Source organism: Xanthobacter pseudotagetidis (genome assembly GCF_043194795.2).
In the GTDB taxonomy this organism is placed as follows: Bacteria; Pseudomonadota; Alphaproteobacteria; order Rhizobiales; family Xanthobacteraceae; genus Xanthobacter; species Xanthobacter tagetidis_A.
The window spans coordinates 2,844,582-2,864,063 of sequence record NZ_CM195534.1 but is presented as its reverse complement, the minus strand read 5'-3'; the positions used below and the strand labels follow the sequence as shown (position 1 = coordinate 2,864,063).

19 protein-coding genes are annotated in these 19,482 nt (G+C 69.2%); 10 read left to right on the top strand and 9 right to left on the bottom strand.

Translation table 11 applies throughout. The annotated features are described in order from the left end of the window. The first annotated feature begins 402 nt into the window (after nucleotides 1-402). Entirely contained in the window at nucleotides 403-822 is a 420-nt protein-coding gene (gene rnk / locus V5F67_RS13095) for a nucleoside diphosphate kinase regulator (RefSeq protein ID WP_394017426.1), read from the top strand. Nucleotides 823-987: 165 nt separating this feature from the next. On the opposite strand, the gene V5F67_RS13090 is transcribed toward rnk, so the two are convergent. Together V5F67_RS13090 and V5F67_RS13085 are read right to left on the bottom strand one after the other, a co-directional pair. Continuing rightward, nucleotides 988-2,034: an AbrB family transcriptional regulator gene (locus V5F67_RS13090; protein ID WP_509210571.1), complete on the bottom strand. Its 1,047-nt coding sequence runs from the start codon at nucleotides 2,032-2,034 to the stop codon at nucleotides 988-990. 460 nt (nucleotides 2,035-2,494) lie between these two features. Then, nucleotides 2,495-3,250, bottom strand: coding sequence for a GntR family transcriptional regulator (locus V5F67_RS13085; RefSeq protein ID WP_509210570.1), 756 nt, complete (start codon nucleotides 3,248-3,250; stop codon nucleotides 2,495-2,497). A 400-nt stretch (nucleotides 3,251-3,650) separates the two neighbouring features. On the opposite strand from V5F67_RS13085, the gene V5F67_RS13080 reads away from it, so the two are divergent. The 7 genes from V5F67_RS13080 (at nucleotide 3,651) to V5F67_RS13050 (ending at nucleotide 11,110) form a co-directional block, all read left to right on the top strand. Continuing rightward, entirely contained in the window at nucleotides 3,651-5,339 is a 1,689-nt protein-coding gene (locus V5F67_RS13080; RefSeq protein WP_394017429.1) for a thiamine pyrophosphate-binding protein, read from the top strand. A 3-nt stretch (nucleotides 5,340-5,342) separates the two neighbouring features. Then, entirely contained in the window at nucleotides 5,343-6,962 is a 1,620-nt protein-coding gene (locus tag V5F67_RS13075) for a GMC family oxidoreductase (RefSeq protein ID WP_394017430.1), read from the top strand. Between the two features lie 13 nt (nucleotides 6,963-6,975). After that, on the top strand, nucleotides 6,976-7,368 hold the full coding sequence (locus tag V5F67_RS13070; RefSeq protein WP_394017431.1) for a carboxymuconolactone decarboxylase family protein: 393 nt from the start codon (nucleotides 6,976-6,978) through the stop codon (nucleotides 7,366-7,368). After that, nucleotides 7,368-8,099, top strand: a complete 732-nt coding sequence (locus V5F67_RS13065) for an N-acyl homoserine lactonase family protein (RefSeq protein ID WP_394017432.1) — start codon at nucleotides 7,368-7,370, stop codon at nucleotides 8,097-8,099. Before V5F67_RS13070 ends, V5F67_RS13065 begins: the two co-directional genes overlap by 1 nt. 32 nt (nucleotides 8,100-8,131) lie before the next feature. After that, nucleotides 8,132-9,154 (top strand): TRAP transporter substrate-binding protein, encoded by a 1,023-nt coding sequence (locus V5F67_RS13060; RefSeq protein WP_394017433.1) that lies wholly within the window; start codon nucleotides 8,132-8,134, stop codon nucleotides 9,152-9,154. A 175-nt stretch (nucleotides 9,155-9,329) separates the two neighbouring features. Next, on the top strand, nucleotides 9,330-9,824 hold the full coding sequence (locus V5F67_RS13055) for a TRAP transporter small permease (RefSeq protein WP_394017434.1): 495 nt from the start codon (nucleotides 9,330-9,332) through the stop codon (nucleotides 9,822-9,824). After that, a complete protein-coding gene (locus tag V5F67_RS13050) occupies nucleotides 9,821-11,110 on the top strand; it encodes a TRAP transporter large permease (RefSeq protein WP_394017435.1) in 1,290 nt (429 codons plus the stop codon). The genes V5F67_RS13055 and V5F67_RS13050 overlap by 4 nt, the downstream gene beginning before the upstream one ends. 86 nt (nucleotides 11,111-11,196) lie before the next feature. Here the strand turns inward: V5F67_RS13050 and V5F67_RS13045 are convergent, their stop codons facing one another. After that, the gene (locus V5F67_RS13045; protein WP_394017833.1) at nucleotides 11,197-11,421 is read right to left on the bottom strand and encodes a hypothetical protein; all 225 of its coding nucleotides are present in this window, start codon (nucleotides 11,419-11,421) and stop codon (nucleotides 11,197-11,199) included. Between V5F67_RS13045 and V5F67_RS13040 the strand changes: the two genes are divergently transcribed. Both V5F67_RS13040 and V5F67_RS13035 read left to right on the top strand, forming a co-directional pair. Beyond that, nucleotides 11,357-12,541 (top strand): ABC transporter substrate-binding protein, encoded by a 1,185-nt coding sequence (locus V5F67_RS13040; RefSeq protein WP_394017436.1) that lies wholly within the window; start codon nucleotides 11,357-11,359, stop codon nucleotides 12,539-12,541. The genes V5F67_RS13045 and V5F67_RS13040 overlap by 65 nt on opposite strands. Nucleotides 12,542-12,646: 105 nt before the next feature. After that, the gene (locus V5F67_RS13035; protein WP_394017437.1) at nucleotides 12,647-13,414 is read left to right on the top strand and encodes an MOSC domain-containing protein; all 768 of its coding nucleotides are present in this window, start codon (nucleotides 12,647-12,649) and stop codon (nucleotides 13,412-13,414) included. A gap of 27 nt (nucleotides 13,415-13,441) precedes the next feature. Here V5F67_RS13035 and V5F67_RS13030 read toward each other — a convergent pair whose 3' ends face one another. From V5F67_RS13030 to V5F67_RS13005, 6 genes are all read right to left on the bottom strand, one after another. Next, nucleotides 13,442-14,371: a LysR substrate-binding domain-containing protein gene (locus tag V5F67_RS13030; protein ID WP_394017438.1), complete on the bottom strand. Its 930-nt coding sequence runs from the start codon at nucleotides 14,369-14,371 to the stop codon at nucleotides 13,442-13,444. Between the two features lie 106 nt (nucleotides 14,372-14,477). Continuing rightward, nucleotides 14,478-15,677 carry an amidase gene (locus tag V5F67_RS13025; protein ID WP_394017439.1) on the bottom strand — a complete coding sequence of 400 codons (1,200 nt, stop codon included), beginning with the start codon at nucleotides 15,675-15,677 and terminating at the stop codon, nucleotides 14,478-14,480. Between the two features lie 2 nt (nucleotides 15,678-15,679). Beyond that, on the bottom strand, nucleotides 15,680-16,759 hold the full coding sequence (locus V5F67_RS13020; RefSeq protein WP_394017440.1) for a CobW family GTP-binding protein: 1,080 nt from the start codon (nucleotides 16,757-16,759) through the stop codon (nucleotides 15,680-15,682). Continuing rightward, on the bottom strand, nucleotides 16,756-17,085 hold the full coding sequence (locus V5F67_RS13015) for a hypothetical protein (RefSeq protein WP_394017441.1): 330 nt from the start codon (nucleotides 17,083-17,085) through the stop codon (nucleotides 16,756-16,758). Before V5F67_RS13015 ends, V5F67_RS13020 begins: the two co-directional genes overlap by 4 nt. A 4-nt stretch (nucleotides 17,086-17,089) precedes the next feature. Next, on the bottom strand, nucleotides 17,090-17,971 hold the full coding sequence (locus tag V5F67_RS13010) for a polysaccharide deacetylase family protein (RefSeq protein ID WP_394017442.1): 882 nt from the start codon (nucleotides 17,969-17,971) through the stop codon (nucleotides 17,090-17,092). 20 nt (nucleotides 17,972-17,991) lie between these two features. After that, entirely contained in the window at nucleotides 17,992-18,858 is an 867-nt protein-coding gene (locus V5F67_RS13005) for a PDR/VanB family oxidoreductase (protein WP_394017443.1), read from the bottom strand. Nucleotides 18,859-19,482 lie beyond the last annotated feature (624 nt).

The window sequence follows — 19,482 nt, the reverse complement described above, 5'->3', positions numbered from 1 at the left end:
CTTCCTTCCTGGCCGCGCCCGCACCGGAACGCGGTCTTCTTGCTTGTGCTTGGCAGGCAGCCTTTCATTGCGAATTTTGGTAGTCAATCGCCGAAATAGCCGCTGCGCGGCCACGGCCGGATTGGAGGCAGCTGCGCCCGCGCTCTGCCCGCCCCCTTGACTTTACGGCATCCGGGGGCTTGCATGCCGGCATGATCATCATCGCGCGCCATCGCCGCCCCTGCCCCATCGCAGGAAACTGACCCCGCGCCCGGCCCCTGCGCCCCGGGTGCCGGGGTAGCTCATGCTCTGCCGCCCTCCAGGGTGGCCAGACCGCGCGGCACAATCCGTCCCATTTTCCTTGTTTCGTCGCACCGGGCCGCCCGCGCGGCCGCAGGCACTGCGCGCACATTCGAGACGACCATGACCAAATCCACCGGATCGGGCCGCCGGCCCGCCCTCGTGCTCGGCCGCGAGGACCACGAACGCCTCACCGGGCTGGCGAGCGCCGCCCTCGACCGCTTTCCGGAGGTGGCCGAGGAGCTGCTCGGCGAGCTGGAGCGCGCGCGGCTCGTGGCCCCTGCCCGGCTGCCGGCCTCGGCCGTGCGCATGGGATCGCGCGTCACCTACAGCGCCGGCGACGCGCAGCGCACCGTCACGCTGGTCTATCCCCAGGAGGCCGATATCGCCGCGGGACGCATTTCCGTGCTGACACCCATCGGCACCGCGCTCATCGGCCTGTCCGAAGGCCAGTCCATCGCCTGGACCGCACGGGATGGACGGCGCCAGACGCTCACCGTGGTGGCGGTGCAGGCACCGGCGGCGGGCGGGGCGGAGCCTTAGCGCGGCTGCGGTTAAGGAAGCCGCGCCCGCAACCACCGCTTCCCGACGCCGCCTGCCCCATGGCCGCGCCCATGTCAGGGCCGGACCTCAGCCGCCTCCTGAGCATCGAGGCCCCCGATCGCCCGCTCGACACGCCCGGATATCCGGGCGGCGCCGCCCCTTTTCTCAGCGCGCCGATATTTTCTCATAGAGCCGGTAGAGCGGCCCGGTGAGCAGCACCACGGACAGGATACGCACCAGCTGCCAGGCGGCGACCAGCGGCGGGGCGAGGCCCAGCGCCTCGGCGGTGAGCGACATCTCGGCGATGCCACCCGGCGCCATGGCAAGCACGCCCGTGGGGAGCGGCACGAAGTGGATGGCGAGGGCGGCAAAGGCGACGTTCGCGGCGATCAGGAGCAGCGTGGTGGCCGCCGCCGCCGGCAGGAAGGGCGTCGAGATCACGTGTCGGATCTGCTCGCGCTGGAAACGGCAGCCCAGCGCCGCGCCGATGGCGAGCTGAGCGGCGGCGGTGACCAGCGGCGGCGCATGGGTGGCGCGGGCGATCACCAGCGCCGTCCCCATGCCGAGCGCGAGGCCGGCCAGCAGGAACGGATTGAAGATCTTCGCCCGTTGCAGCACCAGCGCGACCGGGACGCACAGGGCAAGCCCGAGCACGAGCAGATGCGGCTCCAATTGCTGCACCTCGGCCACGTGGTGCCGCTCGCCGCCCATGAACACCGCCATGGCGGGGGGGATGATGAGCACGATCAGCACCACCCTGAGGCTCTGGGCGAGGGAGACCAGCGTGGTGGAGGCGCCGAAGGTGTGGGCGAGCACCGCCATCTCGGCGAGCCCGCCGGGCATGGCGGCGAAGAAGGCGGTGCGCCGGTCGCAGCGGCCGAACAGCGCCAGCGCGCGGGCGAGGAACAGCGAGACGATGATGGAGGCGAATCCTGTCGCCGCCATGAGCCAGCCGAGCTCCAGGAGGCGCAGCGCCACCGGCGGGGTGAAGAACAGCCCCACAGAGAAGCCGGCGGCGATCTGGCCGCCCTGCCGGAACGCGTCGTGAAGCTTCACGGCGAAGCCGGACAGGCCGAAGGCGGCGGAGACGAACAGCGCGCCGAGCAGGTATGGCAGCGGGACGTGAAGGGCGGCGAAGGCCACTCCTCCCGCCAGGCACGCCGCAAGAAGCAGCGCCGTCCGGACCGCAAGGGAGGAAAAGATCGAAGACATAAGCAACCGGAGCCCTTGGCCTTGCACCATGGAACGAGCGGCTGAGACCGCCCTTGGCGCGCGGCAGTCTAGTGCTGGGGGAAGTGTGGACAGGTGCTGATTGGGAATACCAGCTAGGCTCGGGGTTCGCCGATCAAAGTGAGCAGATACCGCGCGCTGCGCCGAATGTGGCCGATGCGCGCGCCTAAGACGATAATCGCCCAGCAATGCGGCTGGCGACGTGAGAATGCCCAGCCCGCCCGCGATCCCAGGCAGATGATTTCCGCCCTCCTCTACGCCGCCTCGGTGATGCGGAGTTCGGCTCCGAGAGCTTCAAGCACATACAGCTGTTGGTCAGGCACCGCAGCGTCCGTCACCGGCGTGAAGCCCAATGGGAGGGGATCCTGGAAAGATAGGGCAGCACGACACCGTGTGTGCCCGGGTGCGCCTGACTCATTATCAGGCTCTCGCCGTTCCCTGGTCACAGGATCAAGGCCTTGTATTTCACGAAGAGGTCTCGGGCCGACGAAATGATCTCCCGCTTGTACCGTTGCGCCCCCTCCCCGTCCCGGGCAGCCATGCAGCCCAGCATCTTCAGGTGCAGCAGCCGTCCGGCCTCGGCCCGTCCGGGCAGGAGCGTGACGCGGATCTTGATCACCCGCGCGCGGTCGAGCACCTGATAGATGAAGCTGTTGGCGATCTCGTTGTCGGCGATCCGCGCGGTTTCCAGGCGCAGATCCTCAAGCGCATCATTGTAGGCGGTCAGGTCGCCGGCCTGGATGCTCGCCGCCAGCGGCCCCTCGAACTGGGCGATGAAACGCGCCCAGTGCCCATCGGGCGCATTCTGGGTGGCGCGCAGGGTCAGAAGCGCCTCCAGCCACTCGCGAATCTCGAAGATCTCCAGGACTTCCTTCTCGCCCAGGCCCTTCACATAGGCGCCGCGGTTCGGGATGCGCTGGACCAGGCTGCGCTGCTCCAGCGATCCGAGGACTTCCCGGATCACCGTGCGGGAGGTGCCGAACTCCGTGGCCAGGGCCTGCTCGTGCAGGCGCTCGCCGGCGCGCAGCTGCTGGCTGGCGATGCGCTCCTGCAGGATTTCGACGATCCGCCACACGCGGCTTGCCGCCGGCGGGCTTTCGCGGCCGCGACTCGGCGCCCTGACCGGGTCGACCAGGCTGGGGAGCCGCGCCTCTTGGAGGTTCTTCAGTCTACTCATCGTCCGTCCATCGCCGCCCATCCGGCAGTTCCCAATTCCGTCCAGCCTGCCGCGGCAAAGCGCGATGCGACTATGGCCGAAACCGCGCCCGCCCGAAATGCCGCGAACACGCGCAGGAGTTCGGAGCGAACGCGATCCCCTGCCCTTTCCCCTGCCCTTGCCCTTCGTCCTCGCGGCACCCGTCCTCGCGTCCGGCGCTTCAGCACCGCGATGCAGTCCTGGCCGGCAGGCAAGACGCATATTGTGAACATATATGATTACGCAAACTCGGTCCACGGCGAACGTCGTGATAAAAAAAATATCATAAAAACAATGATATGAAAGTTTTCAGAATCCGCTGCTTGAGTTTTGTGAACAATTTTGTTTTCTTGGCTGGCGATCGGGCGCGGCCGGCCTGGATCGGAAAACGAAGGGCATGAGAATGACCAGGATGTCGGGTGGACAGGCGGCGGTCGCCGCGCTGAAGGCCGAGGGCGTGCGCCATGTGTTCGGGCTGATCGGCTCCGCCACCATGGAGATGTTCGACGCGCTCTATGACGCGGATGGCATCGACTTCATCGGCGTTCGCGACGAGCGCACCGGAACCCACATGGCGGACGGCTATGCCCGCGCGAGCGGCAATGCCGGCGTGATCCTCGCGGGACAGAACGGTCCCGGCGCGACCAACCTCGTGACCGGCCTCGCCCAGGCCGCCGCGGCCTATTCGCCGGTTGTCTCCCTCGCCGGCGCGCTCTCGTCCGGCCATGTCTACCGCGATGCGTTCCAGGAAGTGGATCAGCAGGCGGTGTTCCGGCCGATCACCAAGAAGACCTGGACCGTCACCGAGACCGCGCGCGTCCCGGAGATGATGCGCGAGGCGTTCCGCACCGCATTGGCGCCGCGGCGCGGGCCGGTGCAGCTGAACCTGCCCCGGGACATCCTGTCCAGGTCGGACGACTTCCCTGAAATGCCTGATCCTGACGGATATCGTCCCGCCGTGGTCCCGGCCGCGCCGCATGACAGCGTGGCGGCCGCGGCTGCCCTGCTCGCACGGGCGGCGAAGCCCGTCATCATCGCCGGCGGCGGCATCAAGAACACCGCCGGCACCGCGAGCGTCCTCGCTTTGGCGGAGCGCCTCGACGCCCCGATCGTAACCTCGCCGGGCCACGGCGATGCCATTCCCTCCGATCATCCGCTCAATGGCGGGCAGATGGGACCACGCGGAAATCCCGTGGCTTCGCGTCTGGTCCGGGAGGCCGACGTGATCCTCGCGCTGGGAACGCGGCTCGGGTTCAATTCGACCTTCTATTCCTACGACAATCTCAGCCGCGACGCGAAGATCATCCAGGTGGAGATCGAGCCGACCGCCCTCGGGCGCTATTTCCCCGTCACGCTGGGCATCTGGTCGGATGCGCCGACCGCGGCGCGGCAGCTCTGCGACGCGCTGGGCAACCTCGAGGACCGCCGGGCGGTGGAGGCCTGGAGCGCCGGCTTCCGCGAGGAGCGCGCCGCCTATCTCCGCCAGCGCGACGCGGACGCCGATCTTGCGGCGTTCCCGATCGTGCCGTCGGGCCTGTTCCACGAGCTGCGCGCCGTCATGCCCGCCGGCACGGCCGTCACCATGGATGCCGGCACGCTCTGCCTCCAGGCGACCGACGCGCTGCGCTTCGACCGTCCGCGAAGCCTGTTCACGCCGCTCGACTTCGGCCTGGTGGGCTTCTCCTTCGCCTGCGGCCTCGGCGTGAAGGTGGCCTGCCCCGACCGCCCGGTGATCAGCCTGATGGGGGACGGCGGGTTCGGGATGACCCTCTCGGAGCTCGCGACGGCGGTCCATTACGGGATCAACACCGTGACCGTGGTCATGAACAACAGCTGCTGGGGCGCGGAGAAGGCCTATCAGCGCGACTTCTTCGGCCAGCGCTACATCGGCGCCGATCTCAACAATCCGCCCTTCGACAAGGTGGCGGAGCTGTACGGCGCCAAGGGCTATCGGGTCGAGCGGACGGCCGACCTCGGCGACACGATCCGCGCGGCGCTCGCCTGCGGCAAGCCCGCCGTCATCGACGTCATGGTGGACCCGGCCGCGCTCTACAGCTTCCGGCGCGACTCCTTCCAGCACCGGACGGCGTGAGCCATGCTGGGGTCGTTCGACTATATCGTGGTCGGCGCCGGCTCGGCCGGCGCCGTGCTCGCGGCCCGCCTCAGCGAGAGCGGAAAGCACTCCGTGCTCCTGCTCGAGGCCGGCGAGCGGGATCGCAACGTCTGGATCCACATTCCGCTCGGCGTCGGAAGGCTGCTCACGAACGAGCGCTATGTGTGGCCCTTCACGTCGGAGCCGCAGCCGCACATGGGCGGGCTGGAGATCTACTCGCCGCGCGGGCGGGTGCTCGGCGGCTCGAGCGCGATCAACGGCATGGCGTACATCTGGGGCGATCCGGCGATCTACGACCGGTGGGCGCAAGGCGGTCTGCCCGGCTGGTCCTGGGACGACGTGAGGCCCTATTTCCGCAAGCTCGAATCCAACCGCTATTCCCGCCTTTCCGAGCGCGGCAAGACGGGGCCGATGCGGATCACCGACGTCGGCGTCCGGTCGCCCGATCCGGTCTCCGACGCCTTCCTCTCCGGGCTCGGCGAGCTCGGCGTCGCGCGGACGCCGGACTACAACGCGGTGAGCTACGAGGGCGCCCGCTATCTGGAGCAGACCGCCTTCCACGGCCGGCGCTGGTCCACCGCCGTCGCCTACCTGCACCCGGCCGCGCGCCGGCCCAACCTCAAGGTGGTCTCCGGCGCGCGGGTGACGCGGGTGCTGTTCGAGGGCCAGCGGGCGGCGGGTGTCGAGTTCGATCGCGGCGGCGCGCGCACCCTGGCGCTGGCCAATGGCGAGGTGATCCTTTCGGCCGGCGCGATCCTCTCCCCGCATCTGCTCGAACTGTCCGGCATCGGCGACGGCGCACGCCTGGAGAGCCTCGGCCTGCCGGTCGTGCACCATCTGCCGGCGGTGGGTGAAAACCTCAGCGATCACCTGCAAGTCCGCCGGACCTATGAGACGCGGACGCTGCGGACCATCAACGACGTGGTCGGCAATCCCGTGTTCAGGCTCTTGTCCGGCCTGCGGTACGTCTTCACGCGCACCGGGCTCCTGGCCGGCACCTCGTCGACCGCCCACGCGATCACCCGCTCGGCGCCCGGGCTTCCCGCCCCGGACGTGATGATCCGGCTCTACATGATCAGCGGCAAGGACCGCTACTCCCGCTCGAAGGCCGGCGGGATCGATCCCTTTTCCGGCTTCACCGTCGGCGGCTTCCTGCTGCTGCCGAAGTCGCGCGGCTCGGTGCATGCGAAGACGGCCGACCCGACCGCCCTCCCCGCCATCCAGCCGAACTATCTCGATCATCCCGACGACGTGGACGGGGTCCTGCGCATCCTCAAGCTGATCCGGCGGCTCGCGGAAACCCCGTCGTTCAGCCGCGTGATCGTCCGCGAGGACCAGCCGAACGGCAGCGCGGAGACCGACGAGGCGCTCATCGACTACATCCGCCGGACCGGCCAGACCGCCTGGCACACGGCGGGCAGCTGCCGCATGGGCGGCGACGACCATTCGGTCGTCGATCCCCGCCTCCGGGTCCGCGGCGTCGACCGGCTGCGGGTGATCGATGCCTCCGTGTTTCCCGAGATTCCCTCGTCCAACACCAATGCCCCCGCGATCATGATCGGCGAGCGCGGCGCCGACCTGGTGCTCGCCGATGCCCGCTGAGGAGGACAAGCCCATGAGCGACGACGCCTATCCCCTCACCCGCAAGCAGCGCGCTTCGCAGGACTGGAATCCGCTCTGGTCCCAGTTCGAGGCGCTCGATCCCGAATTCCTCGAAGCCTACCTGGCCTTCCGCAGCGTTCCCCACCGCAACGGGCCGCTGCCGCAGAAGACCAAGGAGCTGATCATGATCGCGATCAACGCCGCGACCACGCACCTCTACGCGCCCGGGGTGCGGCGGCACATCCAGAATGCGATCCGCGAGGGGGCGACGCGCGAGGAGATCCTGGAAACGATCCAGCTCACCACCGTCATGGGCATCCATTCCTGCAACCTCGCGGTGCCGATCCTCATGGAGGAGCTCGCCCGCGCGCAGGAGGCCGAGCGCGCCCCGGACGAGGCGAGGTGATGGCGCCGGTGTTCCGCATCGAGCCTGTCGAGGTGGCCCGCCGCCAGGCGGACAGCTCATCGTTCCTGCTGCACACCGATGCGGGGCGGCTGCTGACGCTGGTCTACCGGTTCTGGCTGATCCACGGGCCGGACGGCATCACGGTGGTCGATACCGGCCTGGCCGCAGAGGAGGCCGCGCGCCGCGGCATCGAGGTCGCGCGCGGGTTGAAGGAGGCGCTGGCGCCTTACGGGATCGGCCCCGACGAGGTCGGCACGCTGATCCTGACCCACCTGCACTGGGATCACGCCTGCGCCGTCGACGCCCTGCCGAACGCCACGGTCTGGCTGCAGCGGACCGAGGCGGACTTCTTCAACGATCCGCAGCGGGCCCATCCCGCCATCGACCGCTATTTCGGCCGGCACGACGTCATCCGCGACCTTCTCGGCTCGCCGCGCCTGAAGCTGGTCGAGGGCGAGGCGGAGCTGCCGAACGGCCTGCGCCTCGTGCCGCTCGGCGGCCACACGCCCGGGCTGCAGGGCGTCGTGCTGCCGACGCAGGAGGGCCGCGCGGTCATCACCTCGGACGCCGTGCCCTTCAACCGCAACTACACGGACGACCTGCCGAACGGGATTCTCCAGGACCTGGGGCAGGCCATCGCCAGCCTCGCCCGCCTTAGGGCGCTACGGCCGGACGTGATCTTCACCGGGCACGATCCCATACCCCAGCTGCGGACCGGGACACCCGGCTGAGACCACCAAGAACAGCCACAAGGGAGGAAAGAATGTCGACCATCAAACGATGCCTTCTGACCGCGGCGCTCGCCGCCGCACTGCCATTTTCGGCCGCGAGCGCCGCCGATTTCTCCAAGTCGCCTTCGGTGACGTTGCGCCTGAGCTCCGCCTCGCCGGCCGGCATGGACGACAGCCGCGCGCTCAGGGACGCGGCCGAGTTCCTGTCCAAGGAGACCAACGGCACCGTCACGCTCAAGCCGTTCTTCGCCTCGGCGCTCTTCGACGAGATCGCCGGCATGAGCGCGGCGCAGAGCGGGCTCGTGGACATGGCCATCGCCTGCACCTGCAACATGACCAAGCAGACCGATTCCATGCTGTTCTCGGACCTGCCCTATCTGTGGTCCGAGATGGACAATGGCCGCAGAGTCTGGGACGGCCCCATCGGCCAGCAGATCGGCGAGACCATGCGCAAGAATCTGGGCCTGCGCGCGCTCGCTTTCGCCCCGAGCGGCGGCGGCTATCGCATCCTGTGGAACAACAGCCGCGAGATCCGCACGCCGGCCGACGCCAAGGGGCTGAAGATCCGCACCACGGCGACGCCGCTGGAGCAGGAGTTCTGGAAGCGCATGGGCGCCATCCCGACGCCGGTCGACATCGGCGAGACGTACTCCGCGCTGCAACAGGACCTGGTCAATGGCGAGCACCTCCAGCCCGCCTGGCTCACGCTGCTGAAGCATGACGAGGTGGTGAAGCACGGCACGGAGATCGACGCGCTCGCCGTCTACCGCATCCTCGCCATCAACGAGAACAGCTACAACAAGATGGACGACCAGCAGAAGGCCGCGTTCCAGCGGGCGATGAAGCTGTTCGAGGAGCGGGCCTACCAGTACAACCGCGAACTGCGCGAGACGTCGCTGGCGCAGTTCCGCAAGCGGGGCGGCAAGATCTACACGCCAACCGCGGCCGAGCTGAAGGAGTGGCGCGCCGTCGGCCGTGGGATCTGGGACAGCGAGCTCGTCACGGCGAAAATTCCGAAAGAGACGATCCAGAAGGTGCTCGACGCGCAGAAGTAGGCAGACCGGCGGGGCTCGAGCGCGATCCGGTCAGTGGAATCAATCCGATCGGTCAGTCGCCCTCTCACTTGCGGATAGAGGACGCGCGGTCCGATCCGCTTGCCATGCAAGCTGATCGGCGCGTGCTCAAGCAGCCCCGCCGACTTTCCATGCAGCTCCATCTTGCGAGTCAGTCATGACAACAACATTCGAGCGCGTTCGCCGCGGCTACCGCGTGCTGGGCGGCATTCTGGTCCTGGCCATGATCGGTGTCCTGCTGGCCGGGATCGTTCTCCGCGAGGTCCTCGGCAGCCCCCTGGTCTGGGCCAACGAGATATCGCTGGTGCTGTTTCTGTGGATCGTCTTCGTCGGTGCCGGCGTCGCCTTCGCCGAGCACGCGCGCATCCGCTTCACCCTCGGCACCGCATTGCTGCCGCCGCGGCTCGGCGCGCTGGTCGACCGGCTGGTCACCCTGATCGGCATCGGCCTGCTCATCACCTTCTTCTGCGTGGCGGCGAAGATGGCCTGGGTCTTCCGCGGCCAGCGCTTCGCCAGCATCGATCTTCCGGTGGTGCTGGAATGGGCCGCCCTGCCCGTGGGCCTCGCGCTGGCGATCTGGGCCATGGTGAGGAACCTGGTCCGGCCGCAGGCCGACGCCGCCGAATGGCGCGCCGAGGAGGACAAGCGATGAGCGATCTGATCTGGCTCGCGGTCGCCTTCCTCGGGGCGCTGATCCTGTCGCTCGACATCGCGCTGGCGATGCTGTTCGCGACCACCGTCATCCTGATCTTCGGCGGCATGGTGCCCCTGCACCTCATCGCCGAGAAGGCGGTCTCGCAGGTCAAGCTGTTCCCGCTGCTCGCCATTCCCGGCTTCATCCTGATGGGCGAGCTGATGAACATGGTCGGGCTTACCCGCTCGCTCGGCGAGCTGGCGCGGATGATCGTCGGCCGCTGGCGCGGCGGCATGGGCGCGGCCACGGTGGTCGCCTGCATGTTCTTCGGCGGCATGACCGGCTCGGGGCTCGCCGAAACGGTGGCGATCGGCATGCTGATGATCCCCATGCTGACCCGCCATGGCTACCCGAAGGAATTCTCCGCCGCCATGATCGCGGCCGGCGGAAGCCTCGGCCCGATCATCCCGCCCTCCATACCCATGGTGATCTATGCCAGCATCGCGCCCACGGTGTCGGTGTCGGCGCTGTTCGTCGGCGGCATCGTGCCCGGCATCCTGATCGGGCTTTCCTTCCTCGCCATCGTCATCTGGCGCACCCGCGCGTTTCCCACCGTCGACAGGCCGCTCGACGGGGAGGAAGAGATCGGCTTCGCCCGCACGGTGCTTGCCGCGCTGCCGGCGCTGGTCGCGCCGGCCATCGTACTGGGCGGGGTGCTGGGCGGCGTGGCGACCGTCACCGAGGCGTCCGTCCTAGCGGCGACCTACGTGGCGCTGTTCGGGTTCGTGACGCGGCGGCTGCGCCTGGCCGACCTCGGGCATGCGGCCATGAGCACCGCCACGGCCACCGGGACGTTCGGGTTCATCATCGCCGCGGCCGGACCCTTCTCGTTCTTCCTCGCGCTGTTCGACGCGCCGGGGCTGGTCGGCACCGTGCTGACGGACTTCTCGGGCGGCAACACGGTCCTGCTGATGCTGGTGCTGACCGCCATCCTGATCGGCCTCGGCTGCCTCGTGGAGGCGACCTCGCTGGTCATCATCCTCGCGCCGATCCTCGCCGCGACCGCGTCCGCCGCCGGCATCGACCAGCTGCACATGGCGCTGGTGTCGATCTGCGCGCTCATGCTCGGCCTGTTCACGCCGCCGGTGGGCACCAATCTCTTCGCCATCACCGGGATCGCGCAGGTGCCGATCGAGCGCATCTCGCGGGAGATCATTCCGTTCGCGATTGCCGCCTCGGTGGTGGTCGCCCTGATGGCGGCGTTTCCCCAGATCGTGCTGTTCCTGCCGCAGCTGGTGCGCTAGGCGGCCCAACGGGCTCCCCCTGCGCCGCCTGCGGGCAGGGGGCGCGCCGGACACGGACGGTGATCAACCGGATCGATGAGCCCCACTCATCCGTCGGTTCCAAAAAATGGCTTGTGATCCCAGCGTTGCCAGTGGGATTTAATCAGCAACGAGAAGGAAAAACTTCCCCGCATTCCGACGAATGGGGAACGACACATGCGTAATTCAACGGCGATTGCCTCTACTTTCACGACATTTGCCATCCTGATGTCGGCGTCACAAGCATTTGCACAGAATCCGAGCACTTCCGGATTCTCGGATGGCGTGGTCAAGCTCGGCGTCCTCACCGATATGTCCGGCCCCTATTCGGATTATGCCGGCAACGGCTCCTTCACCGCGGTGAAGATGGCGGTCGAGGATTTCGGCGGCAAGATCGGGGACACGCCGGTCGAGGTGGTGGTGGCCGATCATCAGAACAAGAGCGACGTCGGGGTGTCCATCGCGCGCTCCTGGTACGACGTGGACAAGGTGGACGCCATCTTCGACATCTCCAATTCGGCGGTGGCGCTCGCGGTGATGGGCGTGACGAAGGAGAAGGACAAGGCGGTGCTCCTGGGCGGGGTGAGCACGCCGAAGGTCACCACGGATTCCTGCACGCCCAACAGCGTCCAGTACATCTACGACGCGAACGTGCTCTCGAACGTGGTGGGCAAGGCCATCGTGCGGGACGGCGGCGACACCTGGTTCTTCCTCACGGTGGACTTCGCCTTCGGCCACGGCCTGGAGAAGACCACCGCGGACGTGGTGAAGGCGAGCGGCGGCAAGATCCTCGGCAGCGTCCGCTTTCCCCTGAACACGCCGGACTTCTCCTCCTTCCTGCTGCAGGCGCAAGCCTCGAACGCGAAGATCATCGCCCTCGCGAGCGCCGGGGCCGACACCACCAACGCCATCAAGGGCGCCACCGAGTTCGGCATCTCCGGCAGCGGCAAGCAGAGGGTGGCGACGCTCCTCACCTTCATCACCGACGTGCACAGCATGGGCCTCAACCAGGCCAAGAACCTGCTGCTCACCACCGCCTTCTACTGGGATGCGGACGATGCGACCCGCGCGTTCGCCAAGCGCTTCCACGAGCGCATGGGCAAGATGCCGACCATGGTGCAGGCGGGCATGTACTCGGCCGCGCTGCATTATCTCAAGAGCGCCGCCAAGGCCCAGACCGACGCGGGATCGAAGGTGGTGGCCCAGATGAAGGCCGATCCCATCGACGACTTCTTCTCCCGGGGCGGGCGCATCCGGCCCGACGGCCTGCACGAGCACGAGATGCAGCTGATGCGCGTGAAGACCCCCGCCGAATCCAAGGCGCCGTGGGACTACTACGCGCTGCTGTCGAAGGTCGCCGCGGCCGATGCCTTCTCGCCCATGGTGCCGGGCGCCTGCGCGGCCCTGCGGTGAGGCGCGGCCTCGACGTCGCTGCCGGACGATGATCAACGCCTGATATGAAAGGCCTGCGCGGCGGCTCCACGGGGCGGCCGCGCAGATGTCCGCAACGAGGCCCGCATGCATATCGACAGCCTGTTCCGCTACCCGGTGAAGGGCCTGTCCCCGGAACCGATGGCCGAGGTCGCGCTCGAGGCCGGCTTCGGCTTCCCCCTCGACCGCGCCTATGCGGTGACCGACGGCTCCCTGCGGTTCGACCCCTCCGACCCGAAGCCGGCGCCGAAGACCCAGTTCCTGATGCTGGCGAAATACGAGAGCCTCGCGCGGCTGCGCTCGCGCATGCTCCCAGCGCCGGAGCGCCTCGAAGTGCGCGACGGGGATGCGGTGGACACCTTCGCGCTCGACGACGCCGGCGGCGATGCGCTGGCGCGCTATCTCGCGGGCGTCGTCAACGCGCCCCTGCCCGGCCAGCCCGTCCTGGTCCACGCCCCCGGGCACCAGTTCACCGATGTCAGCGTCCATTCGGTGGCGCTGATGCGCTCCATCTCGCTGATCAATCTCGACACCGTGGCGGACCTGTCCAGCCACCTCGCCATGGCGCTCGACCCGATCCGCTTCCGCGCCAACCTCTATTTCTCCGGCGCGCCGGCCTGGTCGGAGCTCGACTGGGTGGGCCGGCGCCTGGCGGTCGGCGACGTGGTGCTGAAGGTCGTCCGGCGCACCCGGCGCTGCGCGGCCACCAGCGTCGATCCCGCGACCGCCGTGCGCGACGTGAACCTGCCCATCGCCATCCGCGACTATCAGGGCCACGGCGACCTCGGCGTCTATGCGGAGGTGGAGGCCGGCGGGCGCGTCATGCCGGGCGACGCCCTCGCCTTCCTCGACTGAGCGCGTGGGCGGGCCGGCCGGCCCGCCTCAGCACTGGCCGATGAGCCAGCTGGAAAACAGCTTCACCTCGCTGGTGAGCGCCTTTTCCCTCGGGCACAGCAGATAGTAGCCGCCGGCGCTCTGCACCCTGAGATCGAACGGCTGCACCAGCTGGTCGCGCCAGTCCAGGTTGGCGATCTCCAGCGTCGGCACGCAGGCGATCCCCTCCCCGTCGCGCGCCGCCATCACCGCCATGAAGGAATGGCCGACATCGATGCGCCCCGCCCCTTCCGTCGGCGCGGCGCCCGCGGCATGGAGCCAGGCCGGCCAGCAATCGGGCCGCTTCATGTTGTGGATCAGCCGGAAGCGGTCGAGATCCGCCACCGACGTGACCGGCCCGTGGCGCTCGAACAGCGCCCGGCTCATCACCGGGGTGATGCGGTCCTCCCAGAGCGGGGTGACGGTGATGTCGTCCCAGGTCTCGGTCATGCGGAACGTGATCTGCGGCGCGGCCGGATCATAGCTCGCGCCCGGCAGCTTGCCGACGCGCAGCGCCACGTCGACCCCCTCGCGCTTGAAGTTGACCGGCTCCAGCGACGACGACACCTGGAGGCGGATTTCCGGGTAGGTCATCATGAACGTCGTCAACCGCTGCATCAGCCACAGCACGCCGATGGTCGGCAGCACGCTCACCGACAGCGCGCGCGCCTCCAGCAGGCTCTGGACCGTGGCGCGCTCGATCTCGTCGAGCGCGGAGGTGGCGGCGGCAAGGTAGCTCTGGCCGAACGGCGTCAATTCCACCTGCCGCGTCAGGCGCCGGAACAGGGGCGCGTGGAGGAATTCCTCCAGCAGCTTGATCTGGCGGCTGATGGCGCCCTGGGTCACGTTGAGCTCGTCGGCCGCCTTCGAGAAGCTCAGCTGGCGGCCGGCCGCCTCGAACGCCCGCAGAGCGAGGAGCGGAGGCAGGCGCCGCTTCATGGCCGCGCCGCGGCCGCGCCGCGCAGACGGTGCGGGGCGGCTCCGATCCTACTGCAAGACGGGCTCAGCATCGACGCACCTTACACCCGGATCGTCCCGGTTCAATTCACGGCCGGCCCGCGGCGGCGGCCATGTCCGCGGCGAGGCGCAGAAGCTGGCGATCGGTTCCCGGCCGCCCGATCAGCGACAGGCCGAGCGGCGCGCCGGAGCTCTGGAGCAGCGGCAGCGTCACCTGGGGGCGGCCGGACAGGCCGGCGATGCACAAGAGGCGCATGGCATGGCCGCGATAGGCTTCGAGCGTCGCGACCTCGGCGCTGCGCAGGGGCGCGGCGCCGGGCACCGTGGGGATGACGATCAGGTCATGCCGCTCCAGCCGCTCGCGCGCCGCCGCGCGGTCGGCCTCGGCGGCATGCACCTCTTTCGGCGTCAGCCGGCTCGCGGCATCCAGGCGCTCGGCGATGCCGGGACCGAGCACCGGCTTGTTGCGGGCGATCCAGTCGCCGAACTCGGCCCAGACCTCTGCCAGCTGCAGGGTGCGGAAGGCATCGAACCAGAGATTGAGCCCGCCGCCGCTCACCGGCGCCCGGGTCCGTGCGCTCGCGGGCGGCAGGCCGTCGGCGAGACGCGCGACCTCCCCTTCCGCAAGCGGCACTTCCAGAAGCTCCCAGGCCTCCGCATCCCAATGCTGGCGTCCGGCATCGAGCGTGCCGCTGTCGTCCGGCAGGAGCACGTCGCCCACGCTCCGGAGCAGGTCGGCGCTGCGCGCGAACCAGCCCACCGTGTCGAACGAGCGCGCCAGCGCCCGCACGCCAGCGCTGGAAACCGCGTCGTGGGTGGGCCGGAAGCCGTAGACGCCGCAGAAGCTCGCCGGCGCGCGCACCGAGCCGCCGGTGTCGGTGCCGAGCGCGAAGTCGCACAGGCCCGCCGCCACCGCCGCCACCGACCCGCAGGAGGAGCCGCCGGTCAGCCGGTCGGGCGCGGCTGTGTTCAGCGGCGCGCCGTAATGATGGTTGGCGCCGCTCAGGCTGAAGGCCAGCTCATCGGTCAGGGTCTTGCCGACCACATGGGCGCCCGCGGCCAGGATGCGGTCCACCACTGCGGCGTTCGCCGCGGCCGGGGCATGGGTCAGCGCCCAGGTGGGGTTGCCGTAGCCGGTGACGGTGCCGGCGATGTCGAACACGTCCTTGACCGCGCAGGAGCGGCCGTCCAGCGGCCCGTGGCCCGTCGCCGCGCGGGTGAGACGCGGCCCCTCCAGGAAGGCGCCGACGGGATCGCCGGGGCTGGTTCGAGGCGCGGGAACGGCCATGGTCATTCACTCCGGTCGGCGGCGGGTGTCGCCGCAATGGCCGCCACGGGGCGCCCGCTCACACAGGCGGAGAACGAGCGGGCGATGCGGTCGGCCGACAGGCCCTCGACGATGAAGACGAGGAACGATGGCGCGCCGGCCCCTTCGCCGGCATCCGCCTCAGGCTCCAGATGCTCGGGGAAATAGGCGATGTGGCGCACGCAATTGATCAGCACCGGAGCCTGCGCGCCGTCAAGGGAAAGGAAGCCCTTGATGCGCAGGATGCGCGCGCCGTGGGCGTGCAGCAGCAGCGACAGCCACAAGGCGAGGCGCGTCCAGTCGAGCCGCTCCTCGATGCGCAGGCAGAAGGTGTCGGGCCCCGGCGCGGCGCAGGCGAAACCGCCGGCTGCGCCGGTGTGCGCCAGAAGGGCGGTCCGGGGCAGCCCGCCCGCATCGAACGTCTCGAGTGCCAGCCGGTCCGCGCGCAGCGGCCCGGCCTCCTCCATGAGGCGGTCGAACCGTGCGTCGGCCGCGTCGATGCAACGGGCGAGCGGCTGAAGCGCGGCCACATGGCCCGCCGCCTGAGCCGCCGCCTCGGGAGTCGCAAGGTCGGTCTTGGTCAGCAGCACGATATCGGCCGCCTCGATCTGCCGGCGATGTTCCGCCGCATCGGCGCTCTGCGCCGCATGCAGGCAGTCCACCAGCGTCACCACCAGCGCGATCCGCAGCTGCCCGTCGAGATAGGGATCGGAGGTGATGGTGGCGATCACCGCCAGCGGGTCCGCGAGGCCGCTCAGTTCCAGGATCACCCGGTCGAAGGCATGGCGCCCGCGGTCGAGCGCCAGGACGCGGTGCAGCTCCTCCTTCACGCCACGGTCGATGCGGCAGCACAGGCAGCCGTTGGCCAGCAGCGTGACGGCGACGGCATCGCCGCGCAGCAGCCGGTCGTCGACGCCGAAGGCCGCGGCCTCGTTCACCAGCAGCAGCGCGCCGGAGAAGGCGGCGCCCTGCTGGGCGCGCCGCAGGAAGGTGGTCTTGCCGGCGCCGAGGAAGCCGGTGACGATGAACACCGGAACCCGCGTGTCGGCCGGCGCGGCGCTCACGGCAGGCACCCGCCCGCCGCCTCGATGCGGTCGAGGAACGCCTCGTCCAGCGGGTCGAGCGGCCGGCCGGACAGGCGCTCGACCCCCGCCCACACCTCCGGCAGGCTGTCGACGATCAGCGTGCCGCCGGAGCGGTCCTCCAGGATCCAGGAAGTCAGCATCCAGTCCCGCGCCGTGATGCCGCCGTGCGCGCAGAGGGCGCCGAGCGCCCGGGCCTGGGCCATGCGCGCCGCTCCGGCCGGCCCGCCGGGGCGGCCGCCGGACGGCAGGCGGCCGGCGTTCGACCAGTGCGCCATGCCGCTCCACAGGCCGCACATGCCGCACATGGGCTCAGCCCGCGAACGGATGGGCGCGGTCGAAATCGCGGGCGATCTCCTCCAGCGTCCTGAACTCCACGCCGGGGCGCCGCGCCATGTGCTCGATCAGGCGCGAGAGCATGCGCAGCACCTGCGGCCGGCCGGCGACGTCGGGATGCAGGCAGAAGCTGAACACCGCCGCGTCCATCTCGTCGTAGACCCAGTCGAACTGCTCGCGCCACAGCTCCTCGATGTCCTTCGGGTTCATGAAGCCGTGGCTGTTGGGCGACTTCTTGATGAACATCATGGGCGGCAGGTCGTCCAGGTACCAGCTGACGGGGATCTCGATCAGCCGCGTCTCCTGGCCGCGCGCCAGCGGCTTCATCCAGCTCGCCGCCGGCTGGCTGTAGTCGATCGCCGTCCAGCTGTCGCCCACCCGCAGGCGATAGCACGAGAAGTCGCGATGCATCATGGAGTGGTCGTAGAGGATGCCGCGCTCCAGCAGCAGCGCCGGGGTGTTGGCGCTCAGCTCCCACCACGGCGCGGCATAGCCCACCGGCCGGCGGCCGGCGAGGCCGGTGAGCAGCTCGATGCAGCGGTCGAGCACGTCGGCCTCCTGGGCCGGCGACATGGCGAGCGGGTTCTCGTGGGTGTAGCCGTGCAGCCCGATCTCGTGGCCGCGCGCGGCCACCTGCGCCATCTCGTCGGGAAAGGTCTCGGCCGAATGGCCGGGGATGAACCAGGTGGTCTTCAGGCCGTAGCGGTCGAACAGGTCGAGCAGCCTGAGGCTTCCCACCTCGCCCGCGAACAGGCCGCGCGAGATGTCGTGCGGGGAATCCGCGCCGCCGAACGTGCCGATCCAGGCGGCGACGGCGTCCACGTCGACGCCGAATGCGCAGGTGATCTTCTTGGCCATGATGTCCAGTCCCGGAAAGGCTAGAGGTCGAGAACGAGGGTGGAATGGGCCTCCGCGCGGGCCGTGCAGACCGCCACGTAGCGGCTGCGCTCCACCTCGCTGAGGCACGTGTCGCGGTGGATCGGGGCGCCCGAAAGCCAGCGGGTGACGCAGGTGCCGCAATAGCCCTCGCGGCAGGAATGGTCGGCATCGAGGCCCGCCGCGAGCAGGCGGTCGAGGATGGTCTCGCCCGGCGCGATCTCGACCGTGAGGCCGCTCTGGGCGCAGGCGACGGTGAATGGCGCGTCGTCCGGTGCCGGCGCGGGCGACGACGGACCGGCGCCGAACGCCTCGAAATGCAGGCTCAGCCCGCCGATCTCGGCGCCGGCCGCGCGGACGGCCGCCATCAGGCCTGGCGGTCCGCAGCAATAGACGCGGGTTCCCGGCGGCTGGGCCCTGAGCAGGGACGGAATGTCGAGACCGCGAGAGGGATCGCCGCCGTCGAGCACGAACTGCACCTGGCCGTGGCTGCGGGGCGCCAGCAGCTCCGCGAAATAGACCACGTTGGCCTCGGTCCGGCTGCACACCACGAGGTCATAGGCGCGCCCTGCCCGCTCGCAGGCATCGGCCATGCAGATGAGGGGCGTCAGGCCGATGCCCCCCGCGATCAGCAGGGTCCTCGGCCCCGGCTGGAGGGCGAAATGATTGCGCGGCGCGCCGATCTCGACCGTGGCGCCCACGTGAAGATGCTCATGGATCCAGCGCGATCCCCCGCGCCCGTCCGGCACCATCTGCACGGCGATCACATAGGGCTCATCCGCCAGATAGGGCCTGACGAGCGAATATTGGCGGGCGCCGATTCCCGGAACATGGACGTCGATGTGCGCGCCGGGCTCGTAAAGGGGCAAGGATGATCCGTCGCTGGCGTCCAGAACCAGTTCATGCACGGAAGGATTCAATATTCGCCTTGCCGCGACCTGGGCAATTATTCTGGTCTTCTCGCCCTCTTTCATCTGCAAAAGCTCACTGAGTTGCCGGCGCCAAATCTTTCAGCACGAAGGCCTGCTGACAAACGATTTGTCTTTCAGCACGCATCAGTTTCGCTCATGAGAACACGAGCCAATGCCGGGACGGGAAACGAAGGCCTGGCCGGGTACGAAGGGCCCGGCACCGGCGGCGCCGATTCCGGAATCGCGCGCCTCGCCTCACGCGGCGCCTCGCGCCCTTCCGTTCCATTTTCGCGCGCCTTTCACGCCGGCGTGGCGAAGATCGCCCCGCCCGCGCCCATCATGATACCGCGTGACACGATGTAGAACGCGGCATGGCCGAGACGGCTTTCCACGGCGGGCATCCCGCGTCATAAGTCACCGAACGAACAAGATGGAGGAGACGCCATCGGCTCCGGGAGCGGGCTCAATCCCGGGGCGACTGAGGCGTGCGGCTTTTGACATCCATGATACTCACGCCCTCGCAACCGCAGATCCGCCAGTCCATCCGCGCCTTCATCCATCCTCCAGCCTTTCCGGACGTCC